The organism is Candidatus Eisenbacteria bacterium (assembly GCA_020847735.1).
Lineage (GTDB): Bacteria > Eisenbacteria > RBG-16-71-46 > RBG-16-71-46 > RBG-16-71-46 > CAIXRL01.
Window position 1 is genome coordinate 129,995 of record JADLBL010000001.1, and the last position, 25,696, is coordinate 155,690.

Annotated in this window: 23 protein-coding genes; 21 read left to right on the forward strand and 2 right to left on the reverse strand. The window is 72.1% G+C overall.

Going from position 1 to position 25,696, the window contains the following annotated elements; genetic code table 11:
• Nucleotides 1–4 precede the first annotated feature (4 nt).
• From IT347_00625 to IT347_00700, 16 genes are all read left to right on the forward strand, one after another.
• Nucleotides 5–556 (forward strand): OmpH family outer membrane protein, encoded by a 552-nt coding sequence (locus tag IT347_00625; protein MCC6348081.1) that lies wholly within the window; start codon nucleotides 5–7, stop codon nucleotides 554–556.
• 10 nt (nucleotides 557–566) lie between these two features.
• Nucleotides 567–1,622 (forward strand): UDP-3-O-(3-hydroxymyristoyl)glucosamine N-acyltransferase, encoded by a 1,056-nt coding sequence (gene lpxD / locus IT347_00630; GenBank protein ID MCC6348082.1) that lies wholly within the window; start codon nucleotides 567–569, stop codon nucleotides 1,620–1,622.
• Complete coding sequence (locus IT347_00635) at nucleotides 1,619–2,938, forward strand: bifunctional UDP-3-O-[3-hydroxymyristoyl] N-acetylglucosamine deacetylase/3-hydroxyacyl-ACP dehydratase (protein ID MCC6348083.1); 1,320 nt, start codon at nucleotides 1,619–1,621, stop codon at nucleotides 2,936–2,938. Before lpxD ends, IT347_00635 begins: the two co-directional genes overlap by 4 nt.
• Entirely contained in the window at nucleotides 2,935–3,720 is a 786-nt protein-coding gene (lpxA, locus tag IT347_00640; protein ID MCC6348084.1) for an acyl-ACP--UDP-N-acetylglucosamine O-acyltransferase, read from the forward strand. Before IT347_00635 ends, lpxA begins: the two co-directional genes overlap by 4 nt.
• Nucleotides 3,721–3,731: 11 nt before the next feature.
• The gene (locus IT347_00645) at nucleotides 3,732–4,715 is read left to right on the forward strand and encodes a Gfo/Idh/MocA family oxidoreductase (protein MCC6348085.1); all 984 of its coding nucleotides are present in this window, start codon (nucleotides 3,732–3,734) and stop codon (nucleotides 4,713–4,715) included.
• Nucleotides 4,700–5,854 carry a lipid-A-disaccharide synthase gene (lpxB, locus tag IT347_00650; protein ID MCC6348086.1) on the forward strand — a complete coding sequence of 385 codons (1,155 nt, stop codon included), beginning with the start codon at nucleotides 4,700–4,702 and terminating at the stop codon, nucleotides 5,852–5,854. The genes IT347_00645 and lpxB overlap by 16 nt, the downstream gene beginning before the upstream one ends.
• Nucleotides 5,851–6,516 carry a lysophospholipid acyltransferase family protein gene (locus tag IT347_00655; GenBank protein ID MCC6348087.1) on the forward strand — a complete coding sequence of 222 codons (666 nt, stop codon included), beginning with the start codon at nucleotides 5,851–5,853 and terminating at the stop codon, nucleotides 6,514–6,516. The genes lpxB and IT347_00655 overlap by 4 nt, the downstream gene beginning before the upstream one ends.
• Nucleotides 6,513–7,760 (forward strand): hypothetical protein, encoded by a 1,248-nt coding sequence (locus tag IT347_00660; GenBank protein MCC6348088.1) that lies wholly within the window; start codon nucleotides 6,513–6,515, stop codon nucleotides 7,758–7,760. The genes IT347_00655 and IT347_00660 overlap by 4 nt, the downstream gene beginning before the upstream one ends.
• Nucleotides 7,757–8,713 (forward strand): tetraacyldisaccharide 4'-kinase, encoded by a 957-nt coding sequence (gene lpxK / locus IT347_00665; GenBank protein ID MCC6348089.1) that lies wholly within the window; start codon nucleotides 7,757–7,759, stop codon nucleotides 8,711–8,713. The genes IT347_00660 and lpxK overlap by 4 nt, the downstream gene beginning before the upstream one ends.
• Nucleotides 8,714–8,722: 9 nt before the next feature.
• The gene (gene nadB, locus IT347_00670) at nucleotides 8,723–10,354 is read left to right on the forward strand and encodes an L-aspartate oxidase (protein ID MCC6348090.1); all 1,632 of its coding nucleotides are present in this window, start codon (nucleotides 8,723–8,725) and stop codon (nucleotides 10,352–10,354) included.
• A gap of 19 nt (nucleotides 10,355–10,373) precedes the next feature.
• The gene (locus IT347_00675; GenBank protein MCC6348091.1) at nucleotides 10,374–10,811 is read left to right on the forward strand and encodes a hypothetical protein; all 438 of its coding nucleotides are present in this window, start codon (nucleotides 10,374–10,376) and stop codon (nucleotides 10,809–10,811) included.
• Nucleotides 10,812–10,814: 3 nt separating this feature from the next.
• Entirely contained in the window at nucleotides 10,815–12,635 is a 1,821-nt protein-coding gene (locus IT347_00680; protein ID MCC6348092.1) for an ABC transporter ATP-binding protein, read from the forward strand.
• Nucleotides 12,636–12,641: 6 nt separating this feature from the next.
• Entirely contained in the window at nucleotides 12,642–13,703 is a 1,062-nt protein-coding gene (locus IT347_00685; protein ID MCC6348093.1) for a glycosyltransferase family 9 protein, read from the forward strand.
• 65 nt (nucleotides 13,704–13,768) lie between these two features.
• A complete protein-coding gene (locus IT347_00690; GenBank protein ID MCC6348094.1) occupies nucleotides 13,769–15,217 on the forward strand; it encodes a proline--tRNA ligase in 1,449 nt (482 codons plus the stop codon).
• A gap of 28 nt (nucleotides 15,218–15,245) precedes the next feature.
• Entirely contained in the window at nucleotides 15,246–16,235 is a 990-nt protein-coding gene (waaF, locus tag IT347_00695; GenBank protein ID MCC6348095.1) for a lipopolysaccharide heptosyltransferase II, read from the forward strand.
• Nucleotides 16,236–16,735: 500 nt separating this feature from the next.
• Nucleotides 16,736–17,308: an HAD family hydrolase gene (locus IT347_00700; GenBank protein ID MCC6348096.1), complete on the forward strand. Its 573-nt coding sequence runs from the start codon at nucleotides 16,736–16,738 to the stop codon at nucleotides 17,306–17,308.
• Nucleotides 17,309–17,323: 15 nt separating this feature from the next.
• Here the strand turns inward: IT347_00700 and IT347_00705 are convergent, their stop codons facing one another.
• Complete coding sequence (locus IT347_00705) at nucleotides 17,324–18,415, reverse strand: DUF4388 domain-containing protein (GenBank protein MCC6348097.1); 1,092 nt, start codon at nucleotides 18,413–18,415, stop codon at nucleotides 17,324–17,326.
• Nucleotides 18,416–18,422: 7 nt separating this feature from the next.
• A complete protein-coding gene (locus IT347_00710) occupies nucleotides 18,423–20,480 on the reverse strand; it encodes a tetratricopeptide repeat protein (GenBank protein ID MCC6348098.1) in 2,058 nt (685 codons plus the stop codon).
• 193 nt (nucleotides 20,481–20,673) lie between these two features.
• Here IT347_00710 and asnS point away from each other — a divergent pair, with 193 nt between their 5' ends.
• From asnS to IT347_00735, 5 genes are all read left to right on the forward strand, one after another.
• The gene (asnS, locus tag IT347_00715; protein MCC6348099.1) at nucleotides 20,674–21,993 is read left to right on the forward strand and encodes an asparagine--tRNA ligase; all 1,320 of its coding nucleotides are present in this window, start codon (nucleotides 20,674–20,676) and stop codon (nucleotides 21,991–21,993) included.
• Between the two features lie 160 nt (nucleotides 21,994–22,153).
• A complete protein-coding gene (locus IT347_00720; GenBank protein MCC6348100.1) occupies nucleotides 22,154–23,035 on the forward strand; it encodes a substrate-binding domain-containing protein in 882 nt (293 codons plus the stop codon).
• A gap of 26 nt (nucleotides 23,036–23,061) precedes the next feature.
• On the forward strand, nucleotides 23,062–24,843 hold the full coding sequence (locus IT347_00725; protein MCC6348101.1) for a tetratricopeptide repeat protein: 1,782 nt from the start codon (nucleotides 23,062–23,064) through the stop codon (nucleotides 24,841–24,843).
• 54 nt (nucleotides 24,844–24,897) lie between these two features.
• Nucleotides 24,898–25,254, forward strand: a complete 357-nt coding sequence (locus tag IT347_00730) for an STAS domain-containing protein (GenBank protein MCC6348102.1) — start codon at nucleotides 24,898–24,900, stop codon at nucleotides 25,252–25,254.
• Nucleotides 25,255–25,274: 20 nt separating this feature from the next.
• Nucleotides 25,275–25,625 carry an STAS domain-containing protein gene (locus tag IT347_00735; GenBank protein ID MCC6348103.1) on the forward strand — a complete coding sequence of 117 codons (351 nt, stop codon included), beginning with the start codon at nucleotides 25,275–25,277 and terminating at the stop codon, nucleotides 25,623–25,625.
• The last annotated feature ends 71 nt before the right edge of the window (nucleotides 25,626–25,696 follow it).

Genomic DNA, 25,696 nt, shown 5'->3' on the forward strand with positions numbered 1-25,696 from the left:
GCGCATGCGACTCGCGAGACGGGCATCCCGGATCGGCGCGGTGGCGCTCGCGGCGGTCCTCTACGGCGCCGCCGCCCAGGCGGCCGACCTGCGCGTGGGCTACATCGACTCGTCGCGCATCTTCGTCGAGTTCAAGGAGGCGCAGGAGGCCCAGCAGCGCTTCGACCGGCTCGTGACGGGCTGGCGCGACGAGGCGCTCGAGAAGGAGAAGGCCGTTCAACAGATGCGCGACGAAGTCCGCGACCAGTCGCCCATCCTGTCGGCCATGCGCCGTCAGGAAAAGGAGGCGGCGCTGCAGCGCGCGATCAGCGAGTACGACGCGTTCATCCAGGACGTCTGGGGGCCTTCCGGCCGGGCCTCGACCGAAAACGAACGCGCGACCGGCGAAATCGTGCAGCGTATCCGCGTGGCGGTCGAGAAAGTCGCGAGCGAGAAGGGCCTCGAACTGGTGCTGGACGCCGCCAGCGGCTACCTGGTCTACGCCGACAAGAACCTCGACCTGACGACCGAGGTCCTCACCGAACTCGCCGCGAGCTCCACCAGCGGCGCCAAATAGGAGGCCGCCCGTGAGCGTTCGCACGCTGGCCGAACTTGCCGCCGAGCTCGGCGGCGAAGTGGTCGGGGATGGCTCGATCGAAATCCGCGGCGTCGCGGGAATCCGCGAGGCGAAGAGCGGCGACCTGACGTTCATCGCGAACGCGCGCTACGACGCCTACCTGTCGCAGACGCACGCATCGGCCGTGCTCTGCTCGCGCGAACCGCGCGAGGCGCGGGTGCCGCTGCTGCAGGTGGACAATCCCTACCTGGCGTTCCAGAAGGCCGTTCGGCTCTTCCGGCCGGAACTCTACCAGCCCCTGCCGGGCGTGCACCCGAGCGCGGTGGTTTCGCCGGCGGCCTCGATCGGCGCGAACGCCTCGATCGGCGCCCACTGCGTCCTCGAGGCGGGGGCGCACGTCGGCGCGAACTCGGTCCTGATGCCCGGCTGCTACGTGGGCGTGCAGGCGACCATCGGCGAGAACACCCTGCTCTATCCGCGGGTCGTGGTGCGCGAGGAGTGCGTGATCGGCGACCGCTGCATCCTGCACCCGGGGGTGGTCATCGGCGCCGACGGGTTCGGCTTCGCCTTCGACGCCGGCCGCTATCACAAGGTGCCGCAGGTCGGGAACGTGGTGGTCGGCGACGACGTCGAGATCGGCGCGAACACGACCATTGACCGCGCGACCACGGACGCGACCCGGATCGGCGACGGCACGAAGATCGACAACCTCGTCCAGATCGGGCACAACGTCGTCACCGGCCGCCACTGCATCATCGTCGCCCAGGTCGGCATCTCCGGCAGCACGATCCTCGAGGACCACGTCACCATCGGCGGCCAGGCCGGACTGGTGGGCCACGTGCGCATCGGCAGCGGCTCGATGATCGGCGCCCAGAGCGGGGTCACGAAGTCGGTTCCCGCGGGCGAGAAGGTGTCCGGCTACCCGGCCATGGCGCTGAACGCGTGGAAGCGCGTGACGGCCTATCTCATGCGCCTGCCGCAGCTGTTCGAGCGCGCCAAGGCCCTCGAGGAGCGCGTGGGCAAGCTCGAGCAGGAAAAGGAAAAGGAGAGGGAGGCCGTCCGTTGAAGGGACGCAACCAGCGCACGATCGGCCGCGAAACCTCGATCGAGGGGGTCGGCCTGCACACCGGCGAGAAGGGCACGATGACGTTCAAGCCGGCGCCGGTCGGCCACGGCGTGCGCTTCGCGCGCGTGGACCTCGAGGGCGCGCCCGAGGTCCGCGTGCGGCCCGAGAACGCGCACTTCGATCCGGGCGCGGGCCGGCGCACGATCCTCCAGCAGGACGGGGTGCAGATCCACACCATGGAGCACGTGCTTTCGGCGGTCGCGGGCCTGGGGCTCGACAATCTCCGGATCGAGGTCAGCAGCATGGAGGTGCCGGAGGGCCACGACGGCAGCGCGTTGCCCATCGCGCGCGCGCTGCTGGCCGCCGGAATCGTCGAGCAGGACAAGCCGACGCGGCACATCAAGGTGACCAAGCCGGTCACCTGGTCCGAGCACCGCGTGGAACTGAGCGCCGTGCCCTACAGCGGCTTCCGCATCACGTTCACGATCGAGTACGACCACCCGCTGATCGGCACGCAGACGATCTCGCTCGACATCACGCCCGAGGTGTTTCTCGAGCAGATCGCGCCGGCACGCACGTTCGTGCTCGAGCGCGACCTCGAGGTGCTGCGCCAGTCGGGCTGGATCAAGGGCGGGCGCATCGAGAGCGCGATCGTGGTCGGCGCCGACCGGGTGCTGAACGAGGAGCCGCTGCGCTTCCCGGACGAATTCGTGCGCCACAAGGTGCTCGACCTGCTCGGCGACCTGTTCATCCTCGGCGGCCCGTTGCTCGGGCACGTGACCGCCCGGCGCTCGGGGCACCACGGGCACGTCGAATTCGTCAAGGTGCTCAAGGAGACGCTGCCGCTGCCCGGACGACGCGCCGGCGGCCCGCCGGAGGAATGGGACACGACCGCGATCATGGACCTCATGCCGCACCGATACCCGTTCCTGCTGGTGGACCGCATCACGTCCATCGAGGAGGGGCAGAGCATCGAGGGCCTGAAGAACGTCACGATCAACGAGCCGTTCTTCCAGGGGCACTTTCCCGGCCAGCCGACGATGCCGGGCGTGCTGATCCTCGAGGCGATGGCGCAGGTCGGCGGCATGCTGATGCTGAACTCGGTGGAGGATCCCGCGAACAAGCTCATGTACTTCATGGGCATCGACGGCGCGCGTTTCCGCCGCCCGGTGGTGCCCGGTGACCAGCTGCGCTTCCGGCTCACGCTGCTCAACGTCAAGCGGCGGACGATGAAGATGCGCGGCGAGGCGTTTGTGGACGGCCAGCTCGTGGCCGAGGCGGAGCTTCTCGCCACGGTCGTGGACAAGCGGCCGTGAGCGCGGGCGGCGCGGGGATCCATCCGGCCGCGTTCGTGGACCCGAGAGCGAAGCTCGGCCGGAACGTCTCGATCGGCCCGGGCGCAATCGTCGGCCCCGACGTCACCCTCGGTGACGGCACGCGCGTGGACTCGCACGCGCTCGTCACCGGCTGGACGACGATCGGCCGCGACTGTCACCTGCATCACGGCGCGGTGGCGGGCTCGCCGCCACAGGACCTCAAGTACCTCGGCGAGCCGTCCTTCCTGGTGATCGGCGACCGCACGGTGATGCGCGAGTACGCGACCGCCAACCTCGCCACCGAACCGGGTTTCACGACCCGGATCGGCAGCGACTGCCTCCTCATGGCGTACTCGCATGTCGCGCACAACTGCCAGATCGGCGACCGGGTCGTGATCGCCAACGCGGTGCAGATGGCCGGCTACGTCGTCGTGGACGACTGGGCGATCGTCGGCGGCGGCACCGTCGTCCACCAGTTCACGCGCATCGGCCGGCACTCCATGATCGGAGGCGGTTCGCGCATCCCGCAGGACGTCGCGCCGTTCGTGAAGGCGGCGGGCAGCCCGCCGCGAAACGCCGGGATCAACTCGATCGGGCTCGAGCGCCGCGGCGTTCCCGCGCCGACGCGCGCGGCGCTGGAGGGCGCCTACCGGGTCTTCTTCCGCGACGGCCTCACCGCCGCGCGCGCCGTCGGGGAAATTCGCGCGCGCTGGCCGGGCATCCCGGAGGTCGAGCACTTCGCGCGCTTCTGCGAAACCTCGGTGCGCGGCATCTCGCGCTGAAAGGAGACCTCGTGCAGCCGGTGCGTTGCGGTGTGTGGGGGGTCGGCGTCTGGGGGGAGAAGCACGCCCGCGTCTACGCCGCGATCGCCGAGGCCGAGCTCGCCGGCGTCTACGACCGCTCGGCCGAACGCGCACGGGCGGTCGCGAAGGAGTACGGCACGCGCGCGTTCGACTCGCCGGAGGCGCTGCTGCGCGAGTGCGAGGCGGTTTCCGTCGCGACCCCGACGATCACCCACCGCGAGGCGGCGGAAGCGGCGCTCGCGGGCGGCTGTCACGTGCTGGTCGAAAAGCCGATGGCCGCGACGGTCACCGAGTGCGACGCGCTGATCGCCGCGGCGGCGCGTGCGAACCGGGTGCTGCAGGTCGGGCAGGTGGAACGATTCAACCCGGCGCTGATGGCGGCGCGCCCGTTCCTGCGGACTCCGAAGTTCATCGAGGGGCACCGCATGGCGGCGTTCCAGCCGCGCTCGCTCGACATCGACGTCGTGGGCGATCTCATGATCCACGACATCGACGCGGTCCTTCACCTGACCGGCCGGTCGCCGTCGCAGGTCTCGGCCGTCGGGGTGGCCGTGCTGTCGAGCACCGAGGACATCGCCAACGCCCGGCTCGAGTTCGACGACGGCTGCGTCGCCAACCTGACCGCCAGCCGCGTGTCGGTCGAACGGCTGCGGCGCCTGCGCTTCTTCCAGGACGACGCGTACGTGTCGGTGGACCTGTTCGAGAAGTCGGGAGAGGCGTTCGTCATCCGCGATCCCGGTTCGTTCCGGCCCGGGCAGGTGAACCCGCTGTCGCTGCTCGCCGGCATCCAGCGCACGAAGCTGGAGGTCGGCGGTGGCGAGCCGCTGACGCTCGAGCTGCAGGCGTTCCTTCGCTCGCTGCGCGGCGAGGGTGAAGGCGCGGCGCCGGCGCGGGCGGGACGCGAGGCGCTGCGCGTGGCGGAGGAGGTGCGCGAGGCCATGCGGCGCCGGGCGCTGCAGTGGGCGGAGCGCTGAGCGTTCCCGGCGCGCGGGAGGCGCGTCGCCTGCTGATCGTGGCCGGCGAGGCGTCCGGGGACCACCATGCGGCGAACCTGCTGCGGGCGCTCGGCGCCCCCGGTCGCTTCGAGGCGCGGGGCGTCGCCGGCCCGCAGCTGCGCGCCGCGGGCGCGCAGGCCATCGTGCGGCAGGAGGAGCTGGCGGTGATCGGCTTCAGCGGAATCCTGGCCAAGTTGCCGGCGCTGCTCGGCGCGCGCGCCAGGCTGCTCGGCGAATGCGCGCGCTGGCGGCCCGACGCGGCCGTACTGGTGGACTATCCCGGCTTCAACCTGCGGCTCGGGCCGCAGCTGCGCGCGCGCGGCGTGCCGGTCTTCTACTACGTCGCGCCGCAGGTCTGGGCGTGGCATCCCGAGCGGGCGGCGCAGATGGCGGCGTGGGTGAACCGTCTCGCCGTCGTCTTTCCGTTCGAGGAGCCGCTCTTCCGGGAGGCCGGGGTGCCGACCACCTTCGTCGGCCACCCGCTTCTCGACGATCTCGCGCCCGAGGTGGACGCGGACACGCTGCGCCGCGAGCTCGGTGCCCCGCCGCACGCGCGCCTCGTGGGCCTGCTGCCGGGCAGCCGGGCCGGCGAGATCGCGCAGCACGCGGCGACGCTGGTCGAGGCCGGCCTGCGCGTGCGCCAGCGTCACGCGGACGCCTTCCCGGTCGTCGCCCTCGCCGACGGCGCCTCGCTCGACGTCCTGCCGGCCGCGCTGCGCGGCGCGCTGCCGGCGGTGCGCGGGCGCACGAGGGCGGTGCAGGCGCACGCGGCGTGCTGCGCCGTCGCCTCGGGCACCGCGACGCTCGAGACGGCGCTGTTCGGGACTCCGCTGCTCGTCGTCTACCGGGTCGGCTGGCTCAACTGGCAGATCGCTCGCCGGCTGGTGACGCTGCCGCACATCGGCCTGCCGAACATCGTCGCGGGCGCTTCGGTGGCGCCGGAGCTGCTCCAGGACGCCTTCACGCCCGGGGCCGTCGCGGAGGTGCTCGGCGGCTGGCTCGCCGATCCGCGGGCGCTCGGCGCCCGTCGCGCCGCGCTCGCGGGGCTGCGCGACCGTCTCGGCGGGCCCGGAGCTTCGGCGCGCGCGGCCGCGGCGCTCGCGGAGATGCTGGCGTGAACGCGGTCCGCCAGCCGTGGTGGATCGGCGTGGCCGCGACGCTCGGCGCCGCGGCGCTGTGGCTGCTCGCGCGCACCTGGCGGATCGAGGAACGCAACGCCCCCGAGTTCGAGGAGGCGAAGCGCAGCCACGAGCCCGTGATCTACGCCTTGTGGCACGCCCGCCAGCTGCCGCTCGTGTATGTGCATCGCGGCCGGGGCACGGTGGTGCTGGTGAGTCAGTCGCGGGACGGCGAGCTGATTTCGCGGATCCTGGCCGCCTTCGGCTCGCAGACGGCGCGCGGCTCGAGCACGCGCGGAGGCGATACGGCCGTCCGCGAACTGCTCGCTGCGGCGGCGGCCGGACACTGTCTCGCGATCACACCGGACGGGCCGCGCGGGCCCGCCGGGCGGGCGAAGCCGGGGTTGCTCCAGGTCGCCGCACGGTCCGGCCTGCGCGTCGTGCCGCTCGCATCGGCGGCGCGCCGCTCGTGGGTGCTGCGCTCGTGGGACCGCTTCCGGATCCCGCAGCCGTTCGCGCGAGTGTGCGTCGCGCACGCGGCGCCGATGGCGATCACGGCCGCGGACGACGCCGGAACCCTCGAACGCGAGCGCGCCCGGGTCGAGCGCGCGATGGACGAGCTCACGGCCGAGGTGATGCGCCGCGCGGGGGAGTCGGGGTGAGCGCCGTGTGGTGGGCGTACCGCCTGGCCGCGCCGCTCCTCGGCTCGATCGCCCCGGCCGCCGGCGCCTTCGTGCCGAGTCGCGAGAGACCCTACTGGCGCGAACGGCTCGGAGCCGTCAGGCGGCCGGGCGGCTGCCACGCGTGGGTGCACGCGGCCTCGCTCGGCGAGTCGGCCGGAGCGCCGGCCCTGCTGCGCGAACTGCGTGCCCGGCAGGCCGACGCGCGATTCTGGCTGACGGCCACCTCGCTCGCCGGGCGCGAGCGGCTCGCGCGGCTCGACCCGCACTGCTCGCTCGCGCCGCTCGACTCGCCGCAGGCCGTCCGCCGCTTCGTCGCGGGCGTCCAGCCGCGCAGACTCTTCCTGCTCGAGACCGAGCTGTGGCCGCACTGGCTGCTGCGTGCCCGGCTCGAGCAGCTTCCGGTCGCGGTCGTGAGCGCGCGGCTCTCGGAACGTTCGGTCCGGCGCTACCGTGCGCTCGGCCCCGGCATGCGCGGGCTGATCGGCACCCTCGCGGCGGTGCTCTGCCAGAGCGACGAGGACGCCGCCCGCTGGCTTTCCGCCGGCGCGCCGGAGGAACGGACGCGCGTGGTGGGGAACCTGAAGAGCGACGGCCTGCCGACGCCCGCGGGCGATCGCGCCGTCGTCCGCGCGGAACTGGGACTGGATCCCGCGCGGCCGCTGCTCGTGCTCGGCAGCCTGCGTCCGGGCGAAGCGCGCGCGCTGGCGAGAGCGTGGTCCGCGCAGTCCGTCGCGACGAGGGCGCGATGGCAGGTCGTGGCCGTGCCGCGCCATCCGCGCGCCTCCGACGAACTGCGCGCCGAGGCGGCCTCGAACGGAGTGACCGTTGACGCGCGGGAGTCCGCGGGCGGCTCCTGGCGCTGGGACGACCGCGTGGGCGTGCTCACCGGCTGGTACCGCGCCGCCGACGCGGCGTTCGTGGGCGGCAGCCTGTCGCCCTTCGGCGGCCACAATCCCCTCGAGCCGGCGGCGTGCGGCGTCGCGGTGCTGATGGGGCCCCATCACGCTTCGCAGGCGACCTACGTGCGGGCGCTCGAGGCGGCCGGCGCGCTGCTCGTCGCCGCGGCGGGCGAGCCTCTGGCTGCCGCGTTGCGAGGCCTGCTCGAGCACGACGCGGCGCGGGCCGAACGCGGCCGCGCCGGGCTCGCGGTGGCGCAGGCCCAGCGCGGTGCGGCGTCCGCGGTCGTGAAGCTGCTCGGGGAGTGGAACCTGTGGCCGGCATGAGCGGCCTTCCGGCCCGTATGGCCGCCGGACTCTTCGCGCTGGCGTGGGAGGCGCGGCGCGGGATCTACGCGCGCGGCTGGCGGGAGCCCGGGCGCGTTCCGGCCCGCGTCGCCAGCATCGGGAACCTGGCGGTGGGCGGCGCGGGCAAGACGACGCTCACGCTGCACCTGGCCGCGCGCGCGCGCGAGCGCGGAGTGGATGCGGCCATCGTCTGCCGGCGCTACCGCCCGGGACCTCAGGGCGAGGGCGACGAGGAGCGGCTCTTCCGCGCGGCCGCCGGCCCGGCACGCTGCTTCGCCGGCACGGACAAACGCGCCCTGGCCGGCGCCGCCGCGGCCGCGGGCGCGCGCCTCGTGCTCGTGGACGACGGATTCCAGCACTGGCCGCTCGCGCGCGACGCGGACCTCGTCCTGCTGGATCGCACGGATCTGTTCGGCGGAGGGGCGTTGCTGCCCGCCGGCCGGTTGCGCGAACCGTTGCGCGCGCTGCAGCGGGCGAGCGCGCTGGTCGTCACGCGCCTCGCGGCCGGGGAGGACCCCGCGCCGCTGCTCGAGGCGGTGCGCCCTTACGCGCCGGCGGCGGCGCTCGCGGCGGCCCGGCATGCCGTCGTCGGCGTGCGCGGGCCCGGCGGCACCCTCGAATCGGCGCGCGGCGCCGCGCACGTCGTGACCGCGACCGGAAATCCCGCGGCGGTCGTGGCGAGCGCGCGCGAAGCGGGCTTCTCGCCGGTCACCTCGTCGGTCTATCCGGATCATCACTGGTTCACCGCCCGCGAGGCCGCCCGCGAGGTCACGCGCGCGAGAGGCGCGACGCTCCTCGTCACCGCCAAGGATGTCGTACGCTGGCCGGCGGACGTGGGCGCGGCCCGCCCGCACGTGCTCGAGATCGCCTGGGAATGGATCTGCGGAGCGGAGGCGGTCGAGGCGCAGGTGTTCGGGTCCGGGCGACCCTGAAGGAGCGAGATCGTGGCGGACGCGGACATCCTCATCCTCGGCAGCGGCATCGGCGGGCTGACGCTCGCGCTCGAGGCGGCCCGGCACGGGCAGGTGCTGGTGGTGACCAAGCGCGAGGCCGACCAGTCGAACACGAACATGGCGCAGGGCGGGATCGCCGCCGTGTTCGGCCCGACGGACAGCTTCTCGCGGCACGTCGCCGACACGCTCCGCGCCGGCGCGGGGTTGTGCGACGAAGCCGTCGTGCGGGCGATCGTCCGCGAGGCCCCCGAGCGCGTGCGCGAGCTGGCGCGTCTGGGCGTGCCCTTCGATCGCCACGGACGGCGGTTCGAGCTCGGGCGGGAAGGCGGGCATTCGCGCCGGCGGATCGTGCACGCCAGCGACTTCACCGGTCGCTCGGTGCAGGAGGTGCTGCTGGAACGCGTCCGGGAGCACCCGAGCATCCGGGTGCTCGAGAACCAGCTCGCGGTGGACCTGATCCTCGAGTCGAAGCTGCGCACCAGACGCTCCGGCGGGAGGGACACCGTGTGGGGCGCCTACGTGATGGACGGCGCCACCCGCCGCATTCGCGCGCTGACCGCCTCGGTCACCGTGCTCGCGACGGGAGGCTGCGGAAAGGTCTACCTCTACACGAGCAATCCGGACGTCGCGACCGGAGACGGGCTGGCCATGGCCTACCGCGCCGGCGCGACGCTCGAGAGTCTCGAGTTCGTGCAGTTCCACCCGACCTGCCTGCACCACCTCGGGGCGCGCACGTTCCTCATCTCCGAGGCGGTGCGCGGCGAGGGGGCGGTCCTGCGGACGCTCGACGGCGTGCGTTTCATGCCGCGCTATCACCCGCTCGCCGAACTGGCGCCGCGCGACATCGTGGCGCGCGCGATTGACCGCGAGATGAAGCGGCGTGGCGACCCGCACGTCTGGCTCGACGTCACGCGCGTGCCCGCGGCACGGATCCGCCGGCGATTCCCGAACATCGACGCGCGCCTGCGCGCGCTCGGAATCGACCTGTCGCGCGATCCGGTGCCGGTGGTGCCGGCCGCGCACTACATGTGCGGCGGCGTTCGCGCCACGCTGTCCGGGCGCACGAACCTCGACGGTCTGCTGGCGATCGGCGAGGTGGCGTGCACCGGCCTGCACGGCGCGAACCGCCTGGCGAGCAACTCGCTGCTCGAGGCGCTGGTCGGCGCCCACCACGCGGCCGCCGAGATCGGCACTCGCCTGGCGCGGCGCCCGCGCGTCCCGCGCGTGCATCCGTGGCGGTCCCACGGCACTCGGCCGCCGCACGAGGCGGTCGTGACCGACCACAACTGGGACACGGTGCGGCGGGTGATGTGGGACCTGGTCGGGATCGTCCGGACGGACGAGCGGCTGGCGTTCGCGGCGCGGCGCCTGGCGCTGCTTCGCGAGGAGATCGAGCGCGACTACGAACGGCTGCGTCTCTCGCCGGACCTGGTCGAGCTGCGCAACATCGCTCTCGTCGGGAGCCTGATCGTGTCGAGCGCCCAGAAGCGGCGCGAGAGCCGCGGCCTGCACTACAACCTCGACCACCCGCACCGCGTCGGAGCGTTCGCGCGCCGTCGCACGCGCCTGCGCCGTCCCGTGCGCGGACCGCTTGTGCCCGGCGAACGCGCCCGCCTATAGTCCCGCCCGGAGGAAAAGCGTGAGCGGAGAGACGACGTTCTGGGCCACGGTGGACGCGCTGCGCGAAGCCCGTCCGCGCTACGCGCGCGAAGCGTACGGCTTCGTGGTCGCCGCGCTCGGCGAGACGGTGAAGGCGCTGCCGCGCGAACGCCTCGAGGACGAGCGGCGGCGGCACCTGTCCGGGCAGGAGCTGCTCGCGGGCGTCGTGGCCATGGCGAGGCGCGAGTTCGGCCCGATGGCGCCCGTGGTGTTCCGCGAGTGGGGCGTCGTCATGGCCGAGGACGTGGGCGAGATCGTCTTCGAACTCGTGCGCACGGAGCAGTTGAGCGCCCGGCCCGAGGACACGCTGGACGACTTCCGGGCCGGGTTCGATCTCGAGGCCGGGCTGCGTACCGGGGGCGGCGACGACGCCGCGCCGCGCAGCGGCCCGGGAAATCGGCGGACCCCGGCGGCCTGACGCGTGCCCGCGTTCGCGCGCCTCCTACGCCTGCTGCGCCCGTATCGCCGCCGCCTCGCCGGCGCGATCGCCTGCATGCTCGTGTACTCGGCGGCGTTCACCGCATCGCTGGTGCTGGTGGACCCGTTCACGCGGCTCATGTTCGGAACCGCGCCGCCGGCGGCGGGGCTGGCGACCGGCGGGGGCGCGGCCACCGCCTGGCTGGATCGCCTGCCGGCGGCCTGGCACCACTGGCTTTTCGAGGCGGACCGGCTGGTGGCGTTCGAGCGGCTGTGCGCGGTCATTCTCGTGCTGTTCCTGCTCAAGAACCTCGCCGACTACCTGGCGTCGTACCTGAGCGTCTCGGTCGAGCAGGCGGCGATGCGGGACCTGCGGCGCGACGTGTTCGCCCACCTGTCGCGACTGTCGCTGGACTTCTACCACGGTCGGCGCTCGGGGGCGCTCATCTCGCGCCTGACGAACGACGTCGAAGCGCTGCGCAGCACGCTGGCCGTGAGCATCAGCAACCTGCTCAAGGACGGGCTGACGCTCGCCGGCAGCCTGGCGATCGTGTTCATGGCCTCGTGGCGACTCGCCCTGTTCGCGATGGTGGTCGTTCCGCCGGCGGCGCTCGCGCTGGTGGTGATCGGACGCAAGATGCGGCGCCGCTCGGGCCGCGCGCAGGAACGCATGGCCGACCTGACGAGCGTGCTGCAGGAGTCCATCGCGGGCGTGCGCGTCGTGCAGGCGTTCGGCATGGAGGCCTACGAAGGGCGGCGCTTCGAAAGGGCCAACTCCGGCTACTACGCCGCGTTCGTGCGGCTGCGGCGGGTGTCCGCCGCGGCGAAGCCGCTCAGCGAGCTGGCCGTCATCGTCGTCGCCGTGGCGATCGCGTGGATGGGCGCGCGCGAGATCTTCCACGTCGAGAGCCTCCCGCCGTCGCGCTTCTTCCAGTTCGTCACCGCGCTGCTGGCGACGATCTCGCCGATCAAGAGCCTGTCGGAGATGAACAGCACGATCGCGATCGGAATCGGCGCCGCCGACCGCGTGTTCGGCCTGCTCGACACGCCCGCGACCATCGCCGACCGCCCGGGCGCGAAGTCGCTGGCGCCGTTCTCGGACGCGATCCGCTACGAGGACGTCTCGTTCGAGTACGACCGGGGCGCCCCGGTGCTGCGGAACCTGACCTTCACGGTGGGGCACGGCGAGGTGGTGGCGCTGGTGGGCGCGAGCGGCGCCGGCAAGAGCACGACGCTCGACCTGCTGGCGCGCTTCTACGATCCGAGCGCAGGGCGGATCACGTTCGACGGCGTGGACCTGCGCGACGCCTCGCTGGGTTCGCTGCGCGGCCAGCTCGGCATTGTCACGCAGGAGACGATCCTGTTCCACGACAGCGTCCGGGCGAACATCGCCTACGGCCTCACGAACGCATCGGACGCGGAGGTCGAACGTGCGGCGCGCGCGGCGCACGCGCACGATTTCGTCTCGCGCCTGCCGGAGGGCTACGAGACGGTCGTCGGGGACCGCGGCGTGCGGCTTTCGGGCGGCGAACGGCAGCGGCTGGCGATCGCGCGCGCGCTGCTGCGCAATCCGCCGTTGCTGCTGCTCGACGAGGCCACCTCGGCCCTCGACAGCGAAAGCGAGCGTCTCGTGCAGGAGGCGCTCGAGCGGCTGATGCGGGATCGCACGGTGCTGGTCATCGCGCACCGGCTCTCGACGGTCCAGCACGCGGGCCGCATCCTGGTGTTCGACGGCGGGCGCATCGTGCAGCAGGGCGATCACACCCGGCTGCTCGCCGAGGACGGACCCTACCGCCGGCTGCACGATCTGCAGTTCCGGAGCTGAGCGCCGATGCGGGCCCTTACGGTGCCGGCGGGCGGATTTCGCGAGATCGCGGTGCTGCGGCTGTCGTCGCTCGGCGACATCGTGCTGACGCTGCCGGTCGTGCACGCGCTGCGCGCGGCCTTCCCGGCCGCGCGACTTCACTACTGGGTGAAGGAGGAGTACGCCGACCTGCTGCGGTTCGACGCGGCCGTGGACCATGTGCGTGTCCTGGAGCGCGACGCCCGCCGTCTCGAGGACCTCGTGTCCATGAGCGCCGAACTCGAGTCCTGCGATCTGCTGGTGGACCTGCACGCGAGCGTCCGCACGCGGCTGCTGACGCTGCGCCAGCGCGCGCCGGTCCTTCGGCCGGTGTCGCAGCGGTGGTTGCGCGAGCGCTGGGTGCACGCGCGCTGGACGCGGCCGCGTCCGGCCGATCCGGTGCTCCGGCGCTACGCCTCGGCGCTCGCTCCGATCGGGCTCGCGGCCGCGGGCGAGCCGCGCCTCTCGGCCGGACCGGAGGCCGAGGCGTGGGCCTCCGACCTGCTCGCGGGCTGGCGCGGAGCGCGCGGGCCCATCGCGCTGTGCCCGGGCGCGCGTCACCCCACCAAGTGCTGGCCGCAGGAGCGCTGGCTGGCGCTCGACCAGGCTCTGGCGGAGGCGGGCGGGACGCGGATCGTGTTCTCGACCGCGGCCGAGAAGCGCGCGCTGCCGCAGCTCGCCGCGCGCATCGAAGCGGACCCGCGCGCGCGTTGGTGCCTCGAGCCGCTGCCGCGCATGGCCGCGCTGCTGTCGCGCGTCGCGGTCGCGGTGACGCACGACAGCGGCCTGATGCACCTGGCCGCCGCCCGTGGGACGAAAGTCGTCGCGCTCTTCGGGAGCACCTCGCCGGTGCTGGGCTTCGCACCCGCCGGCGCCGGGCACGAGGTGCTGTGCCGCGACGAACCCTGCCAGCCCTGCACGCTGCACGGGCGCGCCGCCTGCCCGCGAGGACACTTCCGCTGCATGCTCGGGATCGAGGTCGCGCAGGTGCTGGCCGCGATCGAGCGCGCGAGGGCCGCCGGCTTGTCGGGCGGCGAGCCGGTGACCTAGACTCCGCGCCTTCCCTCACCCCGACGGGCCTGATTCAAAGGTCCGCGCGACCCCCCGGAGACCGTGTGAGCGACACCCCGTCCCGCAAGCAGTTCGTCGAGGAACTCACCGACCAGACCGACGACTTTTCCCGCTGGTACAACGAGGTCGTGCGCAAGGCGCAACTGGCGGACTACTCGCCGGTGCGGGGCTCGATGGTCATCCGCCCCTACGGCTACGGCCTGTGGGAAAACATGCAGGCGGCCCTCGACCGGCGGATCAAGGAGACGGGGCACCAGAACGCCTATTTCCCGCTGCTGATCCCCGAGTCGCTGCTGCAGCTCGAGGCCGATCACGTCGAGGGCTTCGCGCCCGAGTGCGCGTGGGTCACCGAGGGCGGGCGCGAGAAACTCGAGGAGCGCTTCGCGATCCGGCCGACGAGCGAAGCCATCATCGGCCACATGTACTCCAAGTGGATCGAGTCGTACCGCGACCTGCCGGTGCTCCTCAACCAGTGGGCGAACGTCATGCGCTGGGAGAAGGTGACGCGCCTGTTCCTGCGCACGGCCGAGTTCCTGTGGCAGGAAGGGCACACCGCGCACGCGACCGAGGCGGAGTGCCTGGAAGAGGTGCTGCGCATGCTCGAGGTCTACCGCGAGTTCGTCGAGACCGAGCTGGCGATCCCCGTGTACGCGGGCAAGAAGAGCGATGCCGAGCGTTTCGCGGGCGCGCAGGACACCTACGCGATCGAGGCGCTGATGAAGGACGGCAAGGCGCTGCAGGCCGGCACGTCGCATCATCTCGGGCAGCATTTCGCGAAGGTGTTCGACATCACCTTCCAGGACGAGCAGGGCCGCCGGCAGCACGTCTGGCAGACGTCGTGGGGAGTCTCGACGCGCCTGGTGGGCGCCATCGTCATGACGCACGGCGACGACCATGGCCTGCGGCTGCCGCCCAACGTGGCGCCCATCCAGGCGGTGGTGGTGCCGATCTGGCGCAAGGACGAGGACCGCGCCCAGGTGCTCGAGTTTGTCGGCAGGGTCCGGGAGGCGCTCGGGCGGAGCGTCCGTCTGCACGTGGACGATCGCGACCAGTACACCCCGGGCTGGAAGTACAACGAGTACGAGATGCGCGGCGTGCCGGTGCGCCTCGAGGTCGGACCGAAGGACGTCGCCAGCTCCGCGGTCATGAGCGTCCGCCGCGACACGCGGGGCAAGGAGTCCATTCCGCTCGCGGCGCTGGGCGAGCGGCTGCCGGCGCTGCTCGCGGAGGTGCAGGCGTCCCTGTTCGAGCAGGCGCGGGCGTTCCGCGAGGCGAACACGGTGCGCGTGAGTTCGAAGGACGAGGTGATCGCCCACTTCGCCGCCGAGCGGCGCGGTTTCGTCGCCGTGCCGTGGGACGGGAGCGCGGCGTTCGAGACCGAGGTGAAGGAACGCTGCGGCGCGACGCTGCGCTGCCTGCCGCTCGATCCGACGCCGTTCGCCGGGCTCGCGCGCCCCGGCCACCGCGTGGCGCTGTTTGCCCGGGCCTACTGAGGACGGCCGCGGGCCCGGCGGAGCGCCGATGCGCCGGCTGATCGTCCGGCTGCCGAACTGGCTCGGGGACGCGCTCATGGCGCGGCCGCTGCTGCGCGCCCTGCGGGATTCGTTTCGCGAGGCTTCGATCCGCGCCGTCGGACCGGCGGCCCTGCTCGAACTGCTCGCGGCGGACCGCGCCTGGGACGAAGCGCACGCCTGGCCGCTCACGTCCTCCGCGCGGGTGTCGCTGCGCTCGCCCCGGGCCGACTGCGCGATCGTCCTGCCGCCCTCGTTTTCCTCGGCGTGGTTCGCGCTGGGCACCGGAGCGCGCGAGCGCGTCGGGTTCGCGCACGAGGGGCGCTCGCCGCTCCTGACGCGCGCCCTGCGCCGGCCGCCGCGCGGAGACCTGCACTTGTCGCGCGAGTACCTGCGCCTCGGCGAGGCGGCCGGAGCGGTGTCGGAAGGTCCGCCCGCGCCGCTGGCCGTGAGCGCCGAAGCCCGTGCGGCGGCGGTGGAGCTCTCCGGAACCTCAGGCGGCGCGCCGTACGCGCTGCTGGCGCCGGGCGCCGCCTACGGTCCCGCCAAGCGCTGGCCGGCCGATCGCTTCGCCGAGGCCGGACGCCGGCTGTCGAAGGCGGGCATGCGCGTTCTCGCCTGCGGAACGGCCGCCGAGCGCGCGGTCTGCGAAGCGGTGGCTTCGGCCTGCGGCGCGACCGCGCTCGCGGGACGCACGCCGCTACCCGTCCTCGCGGCGCTGTGCGCGGGCGCGGCGACCGTCGTCAGCAACGACTCGGGGCTCGCCCACCTGGCGGCGGCGACGGGCGCGCCGACCGTGGCGGTGTTCGGCTCGACCAGCAGCGGCTGGACGGCGCCGCTCGGACCGCGGGCGAGAGTCGCGCAGCGGCCACCCGTTTGTTCGCCGTGCTTCGCGCGCACCTGCCGGATCGGCTACCGCTGCCTGACGGCCGTGACGGTGGAGGACGTCCTCGCCGCCGCGGCGCGGGCCCGCGCCGCCGACGGTGGACGGGCGTCATGAGGGTGCTCGTGCACGGCGGCTCCGCGGCGACCCGCGGCGGTCGGCTGCGTCCGGCGCTGGTCGGTCTCGCGCGGCGCGGGCACGACGTCCGCTGGTCCGGAGCGGATGCGCCCGAGGACCCCGCGCTGACGCGAATCGCCTCGGGCCGCGAGCTGGCGGACTTCTCGGCCGATGCCGTGATCGGAGGCCCGCGCGTCGTGGCCGCGGCGTTCGCGGGCTGGCGGGCCCGCGCCCGGGTCCTGCTCGTCGCGACCGGCGGCCGGGACGTGGCGGGCTGGTCGCCGCTCGAGCGCTGGGCGTGGGACTCGCTGCACGCTTCCGCGCTCATCGAAGAGGCGGATGCGGACACGGTCCGCGCGCACGCCCGCGACCTGCCGCTGGATCGCTTCGCGCTCTGGTCCCCGGAGGGTCCGCCCGCCGCGGCGGACGTCACGCATCCGGACGTCAGCGTGCTCGAGCGCGCGCTCGAGCGGGCCGTGGCCCGGCAGGAGCGTCGCGCCCTGCGCCCGGCGGCGTTCCTTGATCGCGACGGAACGCTGATCGCCGAGCGCGGGTATCTCGACGACCCGGCGGGACTCGAACTGCTCCCCGGGGTGACCGCGGCGCTGCGATCCCTTCGGGACGCGGGACTGCCGGCCATCGTGATCTCGAACCAGGCGGGCGTCGGACGCGGGCTGTTTCCGCTCGCGCGCGTCTACGAGGTCATGGCGGCGCTGCGCCGCCGGCTGCGCGCCGAAGGTGTCGAGCTGGCCGCGATCTACTTTTGTCCGCACCACCCCGACGAAGGCTGCGCCTGCCGCAAGCCAGGCGCCGAACTCCTGCGGCTCGCCGCCGAGGATCAGCGGGTGGCGCTGCACGCCTCGATGATGGCCGGTGACAGGCGCCTCGATGCCGCGGCGGGACAGGCCGCGGGAGCGTTCGGCATCCTGCTGCGAACGGGCTACGGGCGCGACGAGGAAGCGCGCATCGGCGACGGCGGGTTCGCGCGCGCGCCCGACCGGGTCTTCGACGGGCTGTTCGAAGCCGTCGCCTGGTTCGTCGCCGGAACCGAGGAGCACTTCGGGACGCTGTGACGGACGGGCCGCCGCTCAGCGGTCGGGTTGCAGTTCGAGCTGGTAGGCCTGACCCGCGTCGCTGACGTGGTAGAGGAGCAGGTAGCCCGGCAGGGAGATCTGGTCCCGGGCGATCCAGCGATCCTCGACGAGGTCCTCGAGACGCTGCGGGTACTGCCCGCGCTCCCGGTGGTACAGCTCGAGCGCGTAGCGCGCGTCCCGCACCTGCGCGGCGGCGAACACGTCGTTCTTCGGGTTCGCCCGGGGGCCGAGCGACAGGCGATCGCTCGCCGTGCGCAGGCCGAAGAGCACCAGGCAGACCGCGAGCGCGAAGACGAGATCGTTGAGCGGCCGCGCGACGGGCCTGCGCGCGTGCTCGGGCGTCGGTGGCGCGGGCGCGGGCGCCACCGGCTTTCCGGGCACGCGACGGCCGGTGAACTCGATCCAGTTCGAGTCGTGCATCCGCTGCAGCGCCTCGTACACCTCGTACTCCGACAGCGGCGCGGCCTCGACGATCTCGGCGACCGTGTGCTGGCCGTCGATGATCCCGAACAGCTCGCGCTCCTCGTCGGACAGCGATTCGTCCGGATCCGGCAGGTCGCGGACGCCGAGCAGCTGGTGCGGATCCTTGAACAGCGAGACGAACCGCTTCTGCTCGTCCACGCGCCGTGAGGCTTCGATGAGCGCGCCTTCCATGCTGAGCGAGGCGACGGGCGGGAAGGGCCAGCGGGCGTTCGGGTCGAAGCGGTACGAGCCGTTGTCCCAGCGCACGACGCGCATCAGGTCGTCGAGCACCTGCCGTTCGACGAAGTGCCCCAGCTCCTGCGAGTCCAGGTAGCGACCGTTGAGCAACAGGTCCTCGAGATCGCGGTTCGACTCGCGCTGGATCGTGACGATGCCGCGATACTGCTCCTCCGAGAGGCGCTTGGTGCGACGCAGGAACGCCAGCAGGGGGTCGTCCTTGGTCATGCCCGGCTGGCGGGTCGAGACGATGCGACCCTCGAGCACCCAGAGGGAGGCGCGTTCGGTGTTCCACTCCAACGTCAGGCAGCCCGATTTCCGCTGCGTGCCGACGAGCTGGAGGATCTCGGTCGAGGCGAAGTCGCGAAGATTGCCCTGGAGCGCCATGTCGAACCTACGCGGCTTCCGACGTGATGCGTCGGGAGGCCTGGGTGATCCGCCCGCGCTGCGCGGAGTTGAGGGCGGCCTCGCGGGACCGATCGCGCGCCGCGAGGTGCAGGTAGCCGAGAACCGAGTTGGCCAGCACGATCGCGAAGACGGCGAGCAGCACGACCGGCGGGACCTCCTGCGTCGAGAGCGCGAGGCGCGGCTCGATGGCGAAGGGCGGTGGAGTGCCGAGCCAGGCGCGAAGGAGCGACCAGCTGGTGCCCAGCAGGCCGACGGCGGTGAAGACGTGTCGCTGGGCCAGAAGTCCATAGCCGGGGACGAGCGTCGCCAGCGCGATGCGGACGTGATGCAGGCGGCGCTGGCGGGCGAAGCGGAAGCGGGACAGCATCACGCGCGCGAACTCGCCGGTCTCGCCCTGGGCCTCGACGCGCACGCACGCGGGACACAGGGCGTGCTCCCGGCGGCGCTCGGCGCAGCGGCGGCACACCGTCGCGCCGCAGTTGCCGCACGCGCGCAGGGGCAGCGTGCGATGCTGTCGCAGCCCGAGGATCAGGCCGATCGCGGCGAGCAGGACGGCGGCGAGGGAAAACGGCCAGCCGGACGCCTCGACGTGCCGGCGCAGCGAAACGGGGAGCGAGCCGGCGAGGTCGGCCGGCAGCTTCGCCTCACGCAGCGCCCGCCAGAAGACGGACGGCGTCAGCCATTCGTCCACCAGCGGCAGCAGGCCGTCGGTGGCGCCCTGCGACTGGTAGTTGCGGACCAGCTCGAAGTTGATCGCCGAGGCCCGGGATAGCGCCGTGGTGGCTTTCGCGTACTCGAATCGCTGCGTGTAGAGCTGCGAGGAGTTGTACAGGGGCGCCGCGGAGTTGGGGTTGGCGGCGATCGCCTTCTCGTAGCATTTCAAGGCCTCGTCGGGGCGGCCCGCCATGGCGACGACGTTGCCGAGGTTGTTCCAGGCGCGGTCGTTGTCCGGCCACAACTCCAGCGTGCGGCGGTAGGCGCGTTCGGCGACTCCGAGGTGTCCGCCGCGCCGGGCCGTCCATGCGAGGCCGAAATGCAGGATCGGATTCTGCTCGTGAGCGGCGACGAGCGCCGCGAGACGTGCCTCACGGGCGGCGTCGTAGGGCTGGTTCTCGAGGGTCGGAACCGCGTAGAACGGCTCGGCGTTCGCGTGCAGCGGGAGGGACATGCGCTCGACGGCGCGCAGGGTGAGCGGCAGCGCCGCCACGAACGCGAGCAGCACGACGAACAGCGAGCGCTCGCGGACCCGCAGGTAGGGCCACAGGAAGCCGAGGAAGAACAGGGTCGGAAGCGTCAGGCCGAAGCCCGCGAAGTACGGCAGGACCACCAGGGCGGTCGCCCACCAGCGGGCACCGCTCTCGGACGCGAACCGGCCGATGTCCTCCTGCCAGGCGTGCGTCAGGTCGCGTCGCCGCAGCCACACGACGATGCCTCCCGCGCCGAGCAGCCCGACGAACAGCGCCTCGAGCAGCAGGATGGCGGCGTTGGCCACGAGGTTGAGCTGCAGCGAGAAGTTCTGCCGCAGAAGATCCACGACGGTGGCGTACTGGAGAAGCGCCTGGCTGGGCTCGCGAACGAGCGCCCATGAAGCCAGGGTCAGGTGCGGCTCGACGAACGACGGATCCAGCTCGGCGGCGCCGCGCACGTCGAGCACGGCCTCCTCGTACTGACCGGCCTGGCGCGCCATGAGGCCGCGACGGTAGAAGAGCCGGGCCTCGTTCGGCAGCGAAGCGAGATGGGCGGCCGCGCGGTAGTCCACCCAGTCCTGGACGTGCCGGAGATCGCGGGGGGGCACCGGGGCGGTGCGGACGAGGTGGACCGCCGGCGCGGAAGCCGCGAGGGAATCCGGGCGTGCCGGCGGACGGGCGGTGGCGGAGGAGTCCACCTGCGCGTGCACCGGCGCGGGCAGGGCGTCGGCGAGCAGGGTCGTCGCCACGAGCGCGAGGAGCGCCGGCAGGGCGCGGAGCGCGCGGCGCCATCCGGTGTAGCCCGGAAGACGCGGCGAGGATGGATGGAAACGGGATGTGCGGACCCTGGGGTGCATTCCCTTGACACTCCGAATGGGCGCTCCTACCTTGCGGCGCGATCGACCGAGTTATCGGCGGACCGTCTGGACCGCTTGAGAGGCATCTCCGGCTCCCGATTCCCGGATCACCGGCCCGCGAGGCTCCACGCGCGCGCGGGCCCCGGATTGGGAGCTTCTTCGTTCGCAGCCAGGCCTGGAGCATCCCCCGGAAATGAGCGAGAAGCCGTCCGTAGCGCCCGCCCCATGGACCCGGGTCGCCGATGCGCCGTCCCACGTCGGCGAGCGCGTCGAGATCCGGGGCTGGATCGTTCACCGTCGCTCGAGCGGCAAGGTGCAGTTCCTGGTGGTTCGCGACGGCTCCGGGCAGATCCAGTGCGTGGCCGGGGTGAAGGACCTGCCGCCGGAGCAGTGGGAGGCGGGCGCCTCGCTCACGCAGGAATCGGCGGTGATCGTGCGCGGGACGCTGAAGTCGGACGCGCGCCAGGTGGGCGGCGTCGAGCTCGGGCTCGATCATCTCGTCGTCGTCTCGGCGGCGGTGGACTACCCGATCACGCCGAAGGAGCACGGCACCGACTTCCTCATGGACCACCGGCACCTGTGGCTGCGCTCGCCGCGCCAGCAGGCCATCCTGCGCATCCGCGCCGAGATCGTCGCCGGCTTCCGGGAGTTCATGAACCGCGAGGGCTTCGTCCTGATGGACGCCCCGATCTTCACGCCGAACGCGTGCGAGGGCACGACGACCCTGTTCGAGACGCAGTATTTCGACGACCGCGCCTACCTCACCCAGAGCGGCCAGCTCTACATGGAGGCGGCGGCGATGGCGTTCGGCCGCGTCTACTGCTTCGGGCCCGCGTTCCGCGCCGAGAAGAGCAAGACACGCCGTCACCTGATCGAGTTCTGGATGATGGAGCCGGAGTGGGCGTTCGCGACGCTCGAGGACGTCATCGCGCTCGAGGAGCGACTGCTGGTGGACGTGGTGGCCCGCGTGCTCGACCGCCGGGCCGAGGACCTCAAGACCGTGGAGCGCGACACCTCGAAGCTCGAGCGGGTGCGCGGGCCCTTTCCGAGAATCCACTACGACGAGGCGGTGAGGATGCTGCACGCGGCCGGGCGCGAGTTCGCCTACGGCGGAGACTTCGGCGCCCCGGACGAAACCGAGCTCTCGGGCCGTTACGAGACCCCGATCTTCGTCACCCACTACCCGGCCGCCGTGAAAGCCTTCTACATGGAGCCGGACCCGGACAATCCGGCGCTGAGCCTGTCCTGCGACTGCCTTGCGCCGGAAGGGTACGGCGAGATCATCGGCGGGGGGCAGCGCATGGCGTCGCTGGAGCTGCTGACCCGCCGCATCGAGGAGCACGGGCTGCCGCAATCCGCCTTCGAGTGGTACAAGGACCTGAGGCGGTACGGGTCGGTGCCGCACGCGGGCTTCGGCATCGGAGTCGAGCGCACGCTCGCATGGATCGCCGGGCTCGAGCACGTGAGGGAGAGCATCCCGTTCCCGCGCATGCTTTACCGACTGGCCCCCTAGCAACGATGACCGCCCTCCGGTGTGCGGCCACTTCCCGGGTCCGGGCCCGGACGTCGCGGAGCTTTGCGTTGACATGGCTTCCCCGCACTTCTTAGACTCACGGCACTTCGTGAACCGGAGCGCCGGACGTGTTGCTCTCCAACCGGTTGCGCTCCTGCTCGTGTGCGCCCTGGCCGGTTTGAGCGGCTGCGCGCGGGGCGGCTCCCCGGGAGCCACGGAAGATTCCGAGACCAGCGGGCGTATCAAGGTCGTCTGCACGCCCGAGTTGCGGGCGCTGATGGACCGGGAAGTGGACGCGTTTCGGAAGCTCTACCCGACGTCGGCCATCGAGCTCACGACGGGGGACTCGCGAGAGGGGGTGGCGGCCCTGATGAGCCGTACGGTGGATCTCGTGGCCGCCGCTCGCGAACTGGCTCCGGAGGAGCGGGACGTGAGGATCAAGGGCGGCATGCAGATCGAGGGATACCGAATCGGGAAGGATGGCCTGTGCGTGGTCGTCCATCCCGACAACCCGATCCTGCGCGTGTCCGTCGAGGAGCTCCGGCGCGTCTACCTCGGCGAGATCACGCGCTGGGAGGAACTGCGCGGCTCCGGCGGGGCGATCGTCCCCGTCATCCCGCCGCCCGGCGGCGACCTCATGGCGGCTTTCGACCAGCGCGTGATGGGAGGGCAGGCGCCGACCGCTCCGGCCGTGCGCGCGGGTTCGGATTCCGCGGTCGTGGCGCTCGTCCGCGCGAACCGCGCCGCGATCGGATTCGTCTCGGGGGCCGACCCGACGGGGGACGTCAAGGTCCTGCGCGTTTCGTCGCTGAACGGGCTGCCCGACTGGAAGCCCGACGCCGAGCGCGTGCACGATGGCGACTATCCGCTGGTCCGGACCGTCAACCTGTTCGTGCGCGCGCGCGGTGCGCGCCTCGCGAACGGGCTCGTCACGTTCGTCTCGAGCCGGGACGGGCAGGCGATCGTCCACGAAGCCGGTTTCGTGCCGACCGCGGTCCCGGTGCGGTTCGTTCGACGCTCCCCGATGCTGGGGTCCCACTGATCCCGAGGAGAAGCGACAGGCACACCATGAACCACATCACTCGAAACGGATCCTCCGTCCGCGTCGTCGTCGCGGGCCTGATCGTCCTCGCCGGGCTCGCGCTCGCGACGCCCGGCGCCCGCGCCGACGATCTCAAGGACGCGCGCACGGCGCTCGAAGCCGGACAGTACGACCAGGCGCTGCGCCTGTTCGAACGCGTGGCCTCGCAGGGGTTCGCCGAGGGGCGTGCCGGCGTCGGGCAGGTCTATCTGCGCAAGCGCGAGTACGCGAAGGCGAAGGCGGCGTTCGAGAAGGCTCGAGACATGGACGGCAACCTCGCGCTCGCCTGGTACGGGCTGGGCGAGGTGGAGCGCCGCCACGAGCGTTGCGACGCCGCGGTTCCGCTGTTTCGCAAGGCGACCGAACTCGACCGCAAGTACCCGGAAGCGCAGCTCGCGCTCGGCGAGTGCCTGACCCGGACCGGGCATCAGGCCGAGGCCATCACGGCGCTCAATCCCGGCCTCGGCTGGGGCACGAAGTGGAAGCCACGGTTCCTCGTCGCGCTCGGCAACGTCGAGATGAGCCGGGATTCCCTGCGGGACGCCGGCATCTATTTCACGCAGGCGCAGCAGGCGGCGCCCGACGACCCGATCACCAACCGCGCGCTTGGTGATTTCTACCTCAAGCGCCGGATCGGCTCGCTCGCGATCCCGAACTACGAACGCGCGGTGGCGCTCGACAGCAGTGACGTCGAGCTGCGTTTCGCGCTCGCCAACGCGCTCGAGTACGACCAGCGCAACGGCGAGGCGCTGACCGAGTACCAGGGCGTGGTCTCGAGGGACCCGGAGTTCGCGCCCGGCCAGCTGGCGCTGGGCAGCCTGCTCTACCGGGCCGGACAGGCCGATCCACGGCGCTTCGCGGAAGCGCGCGAACCCCTCGAGAAGTACACCGGCATGGTCCCCGACGACCCGCGGGGCTGGAGCCTGCTGGGGCGCGACTACTACTTCCTGAAGATGAAGGACGAGGCCGTCGCGGCCATGACGAAGGCGGATTCGCTCGGCGACAAGTCGAAGGAGCTGTACACGGTCCTGGGGCGGGCGTACGTGGACCGGAAGGACTGGCAGAAGGCCATCGACGCCTACGCCAAGGGTGAGCCGAACCTGGCCGACCAGTTCAAGATCGGTCAGATGCTCGTGATCCTCGGACGCCTGGCGCAGGCGGACTCGATGTACCGGGGCATGATCGCCCGGGACTCCACTTCCCTGGACGCCAAATACGCGATGGTCGAACTGGGCAAGCTGGCCTTCCGCCAGAAGGACTACCCGGCCACGGTGGCCACCATGCAACGCCGAAACGCCCTTGACCCACCGTCCGACGAGGCTTACTACTACACCGGTTTGTCCTACAAGGAGATGAAGCAACTTCCGGAGGCCATCGCCGCGCTCCGGCAGGCGGCCACGCTTGCCCCGGACAAGGCGGACCGGCACTTCTGGCTCGGGCTCGTGCTCGCCGGCGCGGACTCGACCGCGCAGGCCGACGCCGAACTGCTCCGGTCGACCGAAATCGATTCCACCAGCAAGAACGCCGCGATTGCCTACCAACAATTAGGGTACCGTGCGCTCCTCGAAAAGGACTGGTCGCGTGCGATCGGGCTGCTCGAGCGCTCGGCGTCATTGAACGACAAGGACGTTCATACGCTCGTCTGGCTGGGGCAGGGCTACCAGAACTCCGGGAACCGGGGGAAGGCCATCGAGGCCTATCGCCGGGTCCTGTCGTTGGAACCCGACAACACGGACGCGCGAAACGGCCTCAAGGTGCTCGGGACCTGAAGTTTCGCGAATCGCGCCCACGCGCGGCGTCGCGCGAACGGCACGGAGGAGACGATGGCATCGCTGAAGAGTCGGCAGGTGGGGAGCATCACGATCCTGCAGCCCAAGGGCTACCTGACGGGCGGCGAGGAGACGGAGGAGCTCGAGAAGGCGATCGCGCAGCTCAACGCCGAGGGCGCCAAGCACCTCGTCATGAACCTGAGCGAGACCCAGCACCTGAACTCGACCGCCCTCGGCGTGTTCATCCGCGCGCGCGACCAGTTCATCCGCCGGGGCGGCCAGGTGAAGCTGTGCTCCGTGGACAAGCGCATCGAGAACATCTTCGTGATCACCAAGCTCTCGATGGTCTTCGACGTCTATCCGACCGAGGAGCAGGCCATCGCCAGCTTCGCGGAACGGGAATCGGTCTAGTCCGCGAACGGGAGGTCGCCATGGCCGTCAGCCGCAAGCAGGTCCGCAGCATCGTCGTCATCTCGGCGAAGGGGCGCTTTTACGGCGACCGTGAGACCGACGAACTGGACAAGGCGATCCTCGACGAAGCCGCCGCGGGGAACCTGCGACTCGTCCTGAACATGCAGGAGTGCGACGCGCTCAATTCGATCGCCATCGGCGTCCTGATGAAGGCCTACACGAGCTACAAGAATCGGGGCGGCGAGATCAAGCTCTGCGGCCTGGGCAAGCGGCTCAAGGATCTCTTCGTCATGACCAAGTTGATCATGGTGTTCGATCACCACGACACCGAGGAGCAGGCGCTCGCGGCGTTCGCGGAGGTCGAGAAGTAGCCCTCGCCTGACCGGGTCGGGGGGAAGTCGAAGACAGGGCGCGTCCGCGACCCGGGCGGTGAGAAAGCCTC